12 protein-coding genes are annotated in these 10,465 nt (G+C 61.7%); 5 read left to right on the plus strand and 7 right to left on the minus strand.

What is annotated here, in order from left to right:
* The 4 genes from AC3AYF_RS13275 to AC3AYF_RS13290 form a co-directional block, all read left to right on the plus strand.
* Positions 1–1,214 (plus strand): S16 family serine protease (locus AC3AYF_RS13275; RefSeq protein WP_295040010.1); only part of this gene is annotated, 1,214 nt, incomplete at its 5' end.
* A 177-nt stretch (positions 1,215–1,391) separates the two neighbouring features.
* Entirely contained in the window at positions 1,392–1,664 is a 273-nt protein-coding gene (gene hupB, locus AC3AYF_RS13280) for a nucleoid-associated protein HU-beta (protein ID WP_110599351.1), read from the plus strand.
* A gap of 235 nt (positions 1,665–1,899) precedes the next feature.
* Positions 1,900–3,723 carry a SurA N-terminal domain-containing protein gene (locus AC3AYF_RS13285; RefSeq protein ID WP_295040015.1) on the plus strand — a complete coding sequence of 608 codons (1,824 nt, stop codon included), beginning with the start codon at positions 1,900–1,902 and terminating at the stop codon, positions 3,721–3,723.
* Between the two features lie 96 nt (positions 3,724–3,819).
* Entirely contained in the window at positions 3,820–4,824 is a 1,005-nt protein-coding gene (locus tag AC3AYF_RS13290; RefSeq protein ID WP_295040018.1) for an NADP-dependent oxidoreductase, read from the plus strand.
* Between the two features lie 23 nt (positions 4,825–4,847).
* On the opposite strand, the gene AC3AYF_RS13295 is transcribed toward AC3AYF_RS13290, so the two are convergent.
* From AC3AYF_RS13295 to AC3AYF_RS13325, 7 genes are all read right to left on the minus strand, one after another.
* The gene (locus AC3AYF_RS13295) at positions 4,848–5,099 is read right to left on the minus strand and encodes a YkgJ family cysteine cluster protein (RefSeq protein WP_295040021.1); all 252 of its coding nucleotides are present in this window, start codon (positions 5,097–5,099) and stop codon (positions 4,848–4,850) included.
* A gap of 8 nt (positions 5,100–5,107) precedes the next feature.
* The gene (locus AC3AYF_RS13300; protein WP_295040024.1) at positions 5,108–5,962 is read right to left on the minus strand and encodes a 6-carboxytetrahydropterin synthase; all 855 of its coding nucleotides are present in this window, start codon (positions 5,960–5,962) and stop codon (positions 5,108–5,110) included.
* Complete coding sequence (gene queE / locus AC3AYF_RS13305) at positions 5,962–6,615, minus strand: 7-carboxy-7-deazaguanine synthase (protein WP_295040026.1); 654 nt, start codon at positions 6,613–6,615, stop codon at positions 5,962–5,964. Before queE ends, AC3AYF_RS13300 begins: the two co-directional genes overlap by 1 nt.
* Positions 6,616–6,759: 144 nt before the next feature.
* The gene (gene queC, locus AC3AYF_RS13310; protein WP_295040029.1) at positions 6,760–7,458 is read right to left on the minus strand and encodes a 7-cyano-7-deazaguanine synthase QueC; all 699 of its coding nucleotides are present in this window, start codon (positions 7,456–7,458) and stop codon (positions 6,760–6,762) included.
* A 55-nt stretch (positions 7,459–7,513) separates the two neighbouring features.
* Positions 7,514–8,569: an asparaginase gene (locus tag AC3AYF_RS13315; RefSeq protein ID WP_295040031.1), complete on the minus strand. Its 1,056-nt coding sequence runs from the start codon at positions 8,567–8,569 to the stop codon at positions 7,514–7,516.
* A gap of 6 nt (positions 8,570–8,575) precedes the next feature.
* Entirely contained in the window at positions 8,576–9,199 is a 624-nt protein-coding gene (locus AC3AYF_RS13320) for a CBS domain-containing protein (protein ID WP_295040035.1), read from the minus strand.
* Positions 9,200–9,276: 77 nt separating this feature from the next.
* Positions 9,277–9,777, minus strand: coding sequence for a hypothetical protein (locus AC3AYF_RS13325; protein ID WP_295040037.1), 501 nt, complete (start codon positions 9,775–9,777; stop codon positions 9,277–9,279).
* Between the two features lie 229 nt (positions 9,778–10,006).
* Here AC3AYF_RS13325 and fliD point away from each other — a divergent pair.
* On the plus strand, positions 10,007–10,465 hold a 459-nt coding region (fliD, locus tag AC3AYF_RS13330), incomplete at its 3' end, for a flagellar filament capping protein FliD (RefSeq protein ID WP_295040040.1).

Raw genomic sequence — 10,465 nt, forward strand, 5'->3', positions numbered from 1 at the left:
GAACCTATATCGGTTCGCTGCCCGGCAAGTTGATCCAGCGCATGAGCAAGGCGGGCGTACGCAATCCGCTCTTTCTGCTCGATGAAGTCGACAAGATCGGCATGGATCACCGCGGAGATCCCTCCTCGGCGCTGCTGGAAGTGCTGGATCCCGAGCAGAACGACAAGTTCAACGATCACTATCTCGAGCTCGACTACGACCTGTCGGACGTGATGTTCATCTGTACTGCCAATTCGATGAACATCCCCGGACCGCTGCTCGATCGCATGGAAGTGATTCGGCTGCCGGGTTATACCGAGGATGAAAAGCTCGCGATCGCCAAGCGTTACCTGATTCCAAAGCAGCTCAAAGCCAATGGCCTCAAGGAGGAAGAGCTGACCTTCAGCGACGAATCCGTCCTCGAGTTGGTGCGCTACTACTCTCGCGAGGCAGGGGTGCGCGAACTCGAGCGGCAGATTGCCAAGGTCAGCCGCAAGGTGCTCCGCGAGCGTCTTGAAGCGGAAAAAGGCCAGGGCGCGCAGGCCGGGATGACGCTGTCCGCTGATGACATCGAACGTTACGCTGGTGTTCGTCGCTACAGTTACGGCCTGGCGGACCAGGAGCACCAGGTCGGCCGGGTCACCGGATTGGCGTGGACCTCGGTCGGAGGCGAGCTGCTGTACATTGAATCCGTCGTGACGCCAGGCAAAGGTCGCGTCAACAAGACCGGGGCGCTGGGTGACGTCATGAAGGAGTCGGTCAGCGCGGCGCATACCGTGGTTCGGGCCAGGGCCCGTCAGTTCGGTATCGACCCGGAGCGATTCGAGAAAGAAGACCTCCATATCCACGTTCCTGAAGGTGCCACGCCGAAGGATGGTCCCAGTGCCGGTATCGGCATGGTGACCGCCATGGTATCCGCCTATACCGGTCGACCGGTGCGATGTGACGTCGCCATGACGGGCGAGGTCAACCTGCGTGGCGAGGTCATGCCGATCGGCGGCTTGAAGGAGAAATTGCTGGCTGCCCGGCGCGGTGGTATAAAGATCGTACTAATACCGGAAGATAATCGTCGGGACCTGAAAGAGGTGCCGGAGAATATCAAGAATGCATTGGACATTCGTTCGGTGAAGTGGATTGATGACGTGTTGTCAACGGCATTGACGAATCATGTCGACGGTGATGACAAGCTGGCCGAAGATGTAACCTCTTCGCAAACCAATGTCAGCACACATTAATCTTGTCGGTGCGCAAGTTTCGTGCGCCAGGCCCGATGTGACGCGGTTTTTCTAATGATCTCGATTGACAGGGTAATCTAGGCATTGCTATAAAATGCCAACTTGTTGTGATCGTGACCGCGTCTCTGATTGCGCATCGATGTCCTGTTAATTTCGTATACAGTCAAGGGGTGAAGTGTGAATAAATCCGAGCTGATTGAAGCCATTGCTGCGTCTGCTGATATTCCCAAGGCGGCTGCTACTCGTGCACTCGACGCGATGATCGAGTCCGTATCAGACAGCCTGAAGAAAGGCGATTCCGTAGCATTGGTTGGGTTCGGGACTTTTGCGGTCAAGGAGCGCGCAGCGCGCACCGGCCGTAACCCGCAGACTGGCAAGCCGATCAACATCAGTGCTGCCAAGGTGCCGAGCTTCAAGGCCGGCAAGGCACTCAAAGACGCGGTGAACTGAGTTTCGCTTTGTCACGGGCTGGTGTGTCGCCAAACGCCGGGAGGCCGAGGCAGTCCGGTCGGTAAAGGCCCGTAGCACATAAGCGCATCGCCACAGCGGTGCGCTTTTTTATTGCCCGCTGCAATGAAAGGGCTGCTGCAGTTGCAGTGGCCAATGTTTCGTCCCGGATGCGCCGTGGTGGCATGGCGGTGTACGATACGCGCGCAACTTTGGGTCAACGACATGCGAGGACAGCATGCTGCAACGAATTCGTGAGGGTTCTCAGGGGTGGGTGGCGAAAGTCATCGTGGGAGCCATCATCGTCACGTTCGCGCTATTCGGCGCGGAATCCCTGGTCAGCTATTTCTCTGCCGGCAGCAATGATGCGGCGACCGTCAACGGTGAGTCCATCAGCCGTCAGGCCGTCGAGACGCAGGTTCAAAGAGGCATCCGGTCAGGCCAGGTTCCGCCCAGCCAGGAGCGGCAGTTCCGGGGGCAGGTGCTCGATCAGCTGATTCGCCAGCGCACACTGGATCAGGACGCCAGCGAGGGGGGCCTGCACATTTCCGACAGTCAGCTGGATCAGCTGATCGTCTCGCTGCCCGAATTCCAGGATCAGGAGGGTCGTTTCTCCGACGAGCTATTCACCAACCGTCTGGCGCAGGCCGGCTACACGCCATCGTCTTTCCGTCGCGAGCTCCGTGCCGATACCCTACGGCGTCAGGTCCAGCAAGGGCTTGCGGCCTCCACTTTCCTGCTGCCGTCCGAGAAGGCGCGGTTGACCTCATTGCAGCAGCAGCAGAGAACGTTCCGCTACGCACAACTGACAGCCGCGGACCTGGGGCAGTCCGATGCGCCCAGCGACGCCGATCTTCAGCAGTACTATGAGCAGCACCAGGAAAATTATCGTCGTCCCGAGCAGGTCAAGGTCAACTATATCGTCCTGAATCAGGAGGACGTGGCCAAGGACGTCGAGGTCAGCGACGACCAGTTGCGTCAGGCCTACGAGAAAGCGCGTGCTGAAGCCCCGCGCGAGGTATCCCATATCCTGGTGACTTTCGGCGACGACCGCACCGAACAGCAGGCGAGAGAGCGTCTGGCCGAGGTGCAGTCGAAGCTTTCACAGGGCGACGATTTCGCCGATCTCGCTCGCGAATATTCCGATGACTCGTCGTCAGCCGGCAAAGGCGGCGATCTCGGGGCGATTCAGAAGGGATTCTTTGGCGACAGTTTCGATGATGCCGCATTCTCGCTGGACCCCGGCCAAGTGTCCCAAATCGTCCAGACCCAGTACGGCCTCCATCTCATCAAGGTGACCGGGGTCGATATCCCGTCGTTCGAGGATGATCGCGAAGCTCTTGCTCAACAGGTCAAGCTGGAGCAGTCCCAGTCGCTTTTCAATGAGCGGGTGCAGAAGATGACCGACGATGTCTATCAGGCGGAAGATCTGTCCAGCGTCGCGGATGAGCTTGGGTTGAAAGTGCAGACCAGCGGCTGGTTCTCCCAGGACGATGGCGGCGAGGGGGTGCTCTCCAATCCCGATGTCGCCGCGGCGGCGTTCTCTCCGGATGTGCTCGAGGATGGTTACAACAGCGACGTGATCGAGACGGACGATCAGCAACGGGTCGCGCTGCGTGTCGTCGATCATCGCGAAGCGAGCACGTTGCCGCTCGACGAAGTCCGAAGTCAGGTCGAAAGCGCGGTCAAGGCGGAGCAGACCCGGCAGCGGCTGCAGGAACTCGCGGCCGAGACCGTGGCTTCGCTGCGCAATGGTCGGGCGGTAACGGATATCGACTGGAAACAAGCCGAGGATGCGACCCGGGATGCTGACGGCGTGCCGGACGCCATTCTTCAGGAAGCGTTTCGTCTTCCCCATCCCCAGGATGGCGAGACGGTCTGGGGCCATGTCGACAGCCAGAATGGCGTTGCCATCGTCGGCGTCGAATCGGTGCAGTCAGGCGATGCCGACTCGGATGATGCGGACTTCGCGACGCGACTGGCGCAACGTCTCCAGGCCCAGATCGTCATTCAGGGACTGACCCAGACGCTGCAGGACGAGGCGGAAATCGAACGTAACTGATCCCTTCGTGGGGCCAGGTTACGACCTCGCTTGATCCTCGCTCAAACCCTCCTAGGCTGAACGGCATGCCAACCGTCAGTCGAGGAGGGTTTTTTCATGGCTGCTACTCGTTTCTTCGTACTCCGGGAATTTCCAAAGGGATTGCCGCAGCTGGATCTGTTCGTGCTCCGGGAGGCGACGCTACCGGATCTGGCTCCCGACGAGGTTCGAATCCGGAATCGCTGGCTGTCGGTCGATCCCTACATGCGGGGCCGCATGAGTGGCGTCACGACCTATGTCGAGCCTTATGCACTGGACGAGCCGATGTCCGGCGGCGCAGTGGGGGAAGTGATCGCTTCTCGCCATCCCCACTTTCAGCACGGTGATCGGGTCAGGCACATGGCGGGTTGGCGTGACGTCGCGCAGTTACCCGGCGACGAGGTAGAGCCGTTGCCGCAGTTCGACGTTCCGGAGCAGGCCTATCTCGGCGTTCTGGGCATGCCGGGCATGACGGCCTGGACAGGGCTCAATCTCGTCGCCGGCCTGCAGCCTGGCCAGCGGGTACTCGTCAGCGCAGCTGCCGGTGCTGTCGGATCGCTGGCGGTGCAACTGGCCAAGGCGGCGAATTGTCATGTCGTCGGCGTCGCCGGTAGCCAGGCCAAATGCGATTGGCTGGAGTCGATGGGCGTCAAAGCGCTCAACTATCGAGGCAAGGATGTCGATGCGCTGACGCGGTCGCTGCGGGAAGCCTCTCCGGAAGGATATGACATCTACTATGAAAACGTCGGTGGCCCGTTGCTGGAGGCGGCGTTGTCCAACCTTCGCGATCACGCCCGGATCGCGATCTGCGGGATGATCGATCGCTACAACGACACAGGGCCCGCTGGCGGACCGGGCAATCTCAATCAGTTGTTGTTTCGCAAGGCACGCATGGAAGGGTTCATCGTTGCCGAGCACTGGGATCACTACCAGACGTTTCTGCAGCAGATCGCTCCAGAGATCGAGCGCGAAGCCATCCACTACCGCGAAACCATCGTCGAGGGGCTGGAGCGGGTGCCCGAGGCTTTTCTGAAGCTTTTCTCCGGAGACAACGACGGCAAGATGCTGGTCCGGCTCCCTTGAATCCGGCAGCGACGGGACGCGATCTAGCGGGTGGCACGCTCCCACTCGGTCAGGATGCGCAGCGCCTGCTCGCGGTTGTCGCTGCACAGCTCCCGGTCGTAGTCGAAGCGCCGGCACACGGCCGGGCGGCTCGAGTCGCCGAATAGCTGACACAGGTTGTCCTCGTCCAGCTGTAGACAGCGAACCCCGGCAGGCTTGCCCTCCGGCATGCCGGGGATGGGGGAGGTGATCGACGGCGCGATACAGCACGCGCCGCAGCCGGCTCTGCAACTCATGCTGCCTCCTATCCCGCTGTCGTCTTGCCGCGGCTCTCGGCTAGCGCGCCTTTATCGATTCCCTCGAACGCCTGGACCCGGATATGGGCGCCGGTCGACGATGCGATCTGGTGGGCGAGCCAGGCCGCGATATTCTCGACGGTAGTCGGCGCCGGCAGCGTATGGCAGCGGTCTTTTGGCAGCTGCAGCTGGAACTGTCCTTGCCCTGACCGGTAGCGGACTCGCATGACGTCGTCGTTGCGGCGCGGGTCGAAGATATCCTCAGCGTCGACGAGGTAGCCATTGTCCAGGCGCTGTGCCCAGTGCAGCTCGAGCTCGGGGTCGCGCTGGCCATCGCGCCAGATACGCAGGTGCGAGCGATGGCCGTGTGCGATACGTTGGCAGTTCCCTTCATGGTGCTTGAGGCCATGGCTGTAGCCATAGATCGCGCCATCTGCCAACTCTTCACGAAGTCGAATTCGGATCGCCTCGACGCGTGGCGGAGGCCTCTTGCTGAGTTCGTTGCTGAGATGGGCTCCCAGGCGCTCCGCGGTGACCTCTCCCCACGGGAACAGGGTGAAAGCCTGGCGGGGCGCCCGTAGTTCGAAGGGGAAGGGCAGTTCGGCGGCCATGTGCAGACCTTCGCTGCACTCCTCGACCTTGACGCCGGCGGCTTGGGTCGGCACGAGCAAGGTATGGTCCAGGCCCGCGTCGAGGCGTGACTTGATCCAGGGCTTGACCTCGCCGAAGTCGAACAGCATGCCGTCTTCGCCCAGCTCGCCGTCGAGCTCCACGTCGACGTGCCAGCTGATGCCGCTCAGTCCGCGCTGAGGTGACCAGATCGATGCGTCGATATTGGTCAGGTTGTTTACGAACAGGGTCATCAATCGATTCCTGCGATCTTGTGGGTCTGCAGCGAAAGTCGCCATTGCGGGTGGCGCAGGCAGTATTTGACGGTTGCCGCCATCGGGTTGCCATCGCTGACGATGGCGCCCGGCGAGAGGTCCATGGGCTGCAGGAAGAAATGGGTGAAATCGAGCCCGGCGAAATTCGCCGGATCGACGCCCGCCTGAGGATAAACGAGCTTGAGCTCATTGCCTCGGGTCAGGCGTAGCGTGGTGTCGCTCTTCGGGCTGACGCAGATCCAGTCGATCCCCTCGGGTGGCGAGAGCGTGCCGTTGGTTTCGACGGCAACCTCGAAGCCATGCGCGTGCATGGCATCGATCAGTGCCGCGTCCAGTTGCAACAACGGCTCTCCGCCGGTGAAGACCACGTAGCGCGAGGAGTTCGCCTCTTCAGGCGCTTGCCACAGTGTCGCCAGGTGCGTAGCCAGGGCGTCGGCATCGGAGAATTGGCCGCCATTCTGGCCATCGGTGCCGACGAAGTCGGTGTCGCAGAACGTGCACTGGCTTCTCGCGCGATCGCGCTCCCGGCCGGACCAGAGATTGCAGCCGGTGAAACGGCAGAAAACGCTGGCACGGCCGGCTTGGGCGCCTTCTCCCTGAAGGGTGTAGAAGGCTTCTTTGACGCTGTACATGCAGACTTCCGTGCTGGTTCCCTGCGGACTGGCCCTCGGGCCGGTCACGCCGGGGCTTGGCTGATCGGGACGTGTTTCGATGATAGATGGCGCTCAGGCTTCGTACGAAAACTGCCCGCACGCTCCGGCTTTTTGGTATCAACCCTAGTGCCGGTCGGGCAGCGCGTAGGGGATCGGATCCTTCACCCCGACGCGGGCGAAGGCATCGAGTCGCTCCCGGCAACTTCCGCATTCGCCACAGGCGGTCTCTCCGCCCAGGTAGCAGGTCCATGTCAGCGCATAATCGAGCCCCATCTCGATCCCGTCGCTGAGGATTTTCGCCTTGTCACTGTACAGATAGGGGGCTTCGATGCTGACCGCTTCGAAATTGGCAATGGCGGCGACGTCGTTCATGCGGTCGACGAAAGCCGGGCGGCAGTCGGGGTAGAGCACGTGATCGCCACCATGCGCGCCGTAGAAGCACACGGAGGCTTCGATGTTGACGGCATAACCGATCGCCAGCGACAGCAGGATCATGTTGCGGTTGGGCACCACGGTAGCCGCCAGATTGTCCTCGGCATAGTCCGCCTTCGGCAGGCTCCGGTCGCTGTCCGTCAGTGCCGAATTGCCGATCAGCTGGTGAATGGCACGGATGTCGACGACCCGGTGAGAAACCCCCAGGTCCTCGCACACCCGGCGCGCGACATCGAGCTCACGGGCGTGGCGCTGACCGTAATGGAACGACAGTGCGTGAACCTCGTACCCTTCGCGGATGGCGCGGTGCAGGACGGTGTAGGAGTCCATCCCGCCGGAGTAGATGACGACGGCCGGCTGGGATGGGGTGTGAGAAGTCGAGGGTGTCATGCTGTCAACCTGTGGCAAAGCAAACGGTCTGGGAGTGGTTCGTTGTCATTCGCGACTATGTCGGGAAGGCGCCTCGTTCACCGACGAGAGGCGTCAGGAAACGCTGCCTGAGTTCGTCCGGTGACAGGTCCTGGGCCAGCAGATGCGCGAGTTTGCTGTGAGCGGCTTCCGGCGTCATGTCATCGCCGGACATGATGCCGATCTCCGTCAACGTCTGGCCCGTTGCGTACGTGCCGGGATGGATTCCGCCGACCGGGCACTGGCTGATAGCGACCATCGTCTTTCCCGCCGCGCAGGCTCTAGCCAGAATGCCGTGCAGGGCGGCGTTTTCCGGCAGGTTGCCACTACCCCAGCACTCGATGACGACGCCTTTGATCTGATCGTCGTCCAGCCACCGGGCCACGTCCTGGGCGCGTATGCCAGGCCAGAGGGGGAGTCGCACGACCTCGGGAAGTGGATGGGTGCCGAGCTCGAACCGCGGTGCTCCCTGAGCTTGCCAGCAACGTCCCGGGTAGAGAATGGGCGCGTGATCCACCATCTCGCCAAGCAGGGGCCAGTTCGGCGTCTCGAAACCCAGAGTGGACTCAGTGTACCATTTTCTTGCACGACACCCTCTCATCAGGCGGCCGCCGAAGGTGACACAGACTTCTCTCAAGCCGGCCTGCGCCGCGAAGCGCAACGACGCCTCGAGATTGTCGAGCGCGTCGCTATCGGTGGCGCCCAGCGGTTTCTGCGCCCCCGTCACGATGACCGGCTTGGAGAGGCCCTGAAGCTGGAACGCCAGACTGGAGGCGCACCAGGCCAGCGTGTCGGTTCCATGAAGCACCACGAAACCTGCGAACTCCCGATAGCGCTCGGCGATCATTCGCGTCAGGGCCCGCCAGTCGGCGGGCGTGGCGCTGCTGGAGTCTATCGGGCGGGTCGTTTCCCACAAGACGTGCCGTGGCAACTTGTGTTGCCGGTCGGGTGGCAATGTCGATAGCGCTGCCGCCATGCGCGACTCGAAATCACCCGCGGCCACCAGGCCCCGGTCACTCTCCCGCATGCCGATGGTCCCGCCGGTGTAGATGACAAGGACGGGGAGGGCGCCGTCGTAGTTCGTGGAGCTCATGGTCGGCTAAAGGTCGTGGCCAAGGATGACGTGGCAGATCGACGAGAACGTGCGCGCTTCCGGCGGATGGTTGAAATCGACGCCCAGCGCGCGGCTGATGTTGGATGCCGAGATGATGCCGCGAATTCTCGAGGCGCCGCTGCCATCCGGCTCCGTGATCAGCACGTGCTGGTCGCCCGAGCTCTTCAGCGTCTCCACGAGGTCGCCCACGCTGGCATGGGAGATCCTGGCGTAGGAGAGCGAGTGCAGCTCGCTGCGCGGTGTCTGAATCATCTCCACGGTCACTTCGTCCCGGCCGATCTGGTGCTTTTGCATCGCCAGCGTGATACGACGGCCGCCGATCAGCTCACGGGCATTGACCACGCCGGTGAAGTTGCCGCTGGCATTGACCAGCATCAGTAGCCGGATGCCGGCCTGCTTCATCGTCTCCAGCGCCTGGGCGATGGAACTTCCGGTTGGCAGGGTATAGGGATGACTGACGCTGAAATCGGTGACCAGCATGGCGGCGGAGCTTTCCAGTGTCACCGACTGGGTCCGGGGCGTCGGCTGGACGATACCGCTGACACCATCCAGGTTCTCCAGCGGCAGTGCGGAGAAGTGGATTCTTGAGGGATGAGGAGGGTTGGTCATCGAGAAATCTCCCTAGTTCGATTGAGGCTCGTTGGTGATCAAGGTTCGAGGAGCAAGCGGGAATCCCGTGCTGACCTTTACAGATACTGATGCAGGTCGCCGCGCACGCTATCCAGAAAAGTGATGAAGCGGGTATCCCGTTCATCGTCGTGACGATCGGTACGGCAACCCAGCGTCATGCTCTTTTGGACCAGGAGTTCGTCGTAGATATCCAGCGTGATCTTGGTCGGGCTCTCCGTGGAGGGAGTGATCTCGCCCTCTTCCAGGGTAAAGGTCTCGAACAGCGTGGCCCGGATGCGGGTGGTTCCGCCTTCCGCCAGCACGCGACGCACGAACAGCCACCCCTCGCAGGCCAGATTGTCGCCGTTATCGCGCCGTCGCTGAAACAGGGTGCGATAGCTGGCACCCTCCTTGGCGCCGCGATCCGCCATGCTGCGGTAGGCTTCGGTGACACGTGATGCCATCGCACCGGTTTCCGCGAGCTTGCGCAGGGCCGCCTGATGCTCCCGCCCCAGCTGTTCCTGGCGTTGAAAACGTTGCCACAGTCGATAATTGGCATGCAGGGAGGTTGCGTCCATGTCTTCTCCAGGGAGTGGCAAATTGTCGGTGGCCTATGATCGCCTATCCGGCGGTCGTCTGGCCACCCAAGGGTTCATCTTCCCGCTGGCGAGGAAAAAGAAGATCAGCCGACGCTAAAGTTCCCCTGCCGGCAGCCGATGAGACAATTGACGCATGAAAGTGCGCCTAATCGGCGTCTGCTGTCGTGATCGGCGTGATAGAAATAGCGCCAGGCATTAGAGAGGTAACATGGCTACCATATCTTCACTGGGGATCGGTTCCGGGCTCGACTTGAGCGGGTTGCTCGAAGACCTGAAGGACGCGGAGAGCGAGAAGCTCACGCCGATCGTCACCCAGCAGAAAAGCTACCAAACCAAACTGTCGGCTTTCGGAACGCTCGAGAGTTCGCTCACGGCGTTGCGCGAAGCCGTCGGCAAGTTGAGCGATCCGACCACCTTCACCGCGGTCACCAGCTCGATGACCGGCGATGGCGTGACCGCCAATATTACCGGCGATGCCGTCTCGGGTCGTTACCAGGTCAAGGTCTCGCAACTGGCGCAGGCCCAATCCCTGGCATCGGGCGGCTTGAGCACCGACAAGACCGAAGCGCTGGGCAAGTCCGGTACGCTGGGGATCCGTGTCGGTGGGGAAGAGGCGGTGGATATCGCCATCGGCAGCGACGATTCGCTGGAAGACATCCGGGACGCC

The sequence above is a fragment of the Salinicola sp. genome (assembly GCF_982684285.1).

Bases quoted from the DNA above. Each gene is read 5' to 3' on its own strand.
- AC3AYF_RS13285 (WP_295040015.1), top strand. From the start codon at position 1,900: ATGCTGCAACGAATTCGTGAGGGTTCTCAGGGGTGGGTGGCGAAAGTC.
- AC3AYF_RS13290 (WP_295040018.1), top strand. From the start codon at position 3,820: ATGGCTGCTACTCGTTTCTTCGTACTCCGGGAATTTCCAAAGGGATTG.
- AC3AYF_RS13295 (WP_295040021.1), bottom strand. From the start codon at position 5,099: ATGAGTTGCAGAGCCGGCTGCGGCGCGTGCTGTATCGCGCCGTCGATC.
- AC3AYF_RS13300 (WP_295040024.1), bottom strand. From the start codon at position 5,962: ATGACCCTGTTCGTAAACAACCTGACCAATATCGACGCATCGATCTGG.
- queE (WP_295040026.1), bottom strand. From the start codon at position 6,615: ATGTACAGCGTCAAAGAAGCCTTCTACACCCTTCAGGGAGAAGGCGCC.
- queC (WP_295040029.1), bottom strand. From the start codon at position 7,458: ATGACACCCTCGACTTCTCACACCCCATCCCAGCCGGCCGTCGTCATC.
- AC3AYF_RS13315 (WP_295040031.1), bottom strand. From the start codon at position 8,569: ATGAGCTCCACGAACTACGACGGCGCCCTCCCCGTCCTTGTCATCTAC.
- AC3AYF_RS13320 (WP_295040035.1), bottom strand. From the start codon at position 9,199: ATGACCAACCCTCCTCATCCCTCAAGAATCCACTTCTCCGCACTGCCG.
- AC3AYF_RS13325 (WP_295040037.1), bottom strand. From the start codon at position 9,777: ATGGACGCAACCTCCCTGCATGCCAATTATCGACTGTGGCAACGTTTT.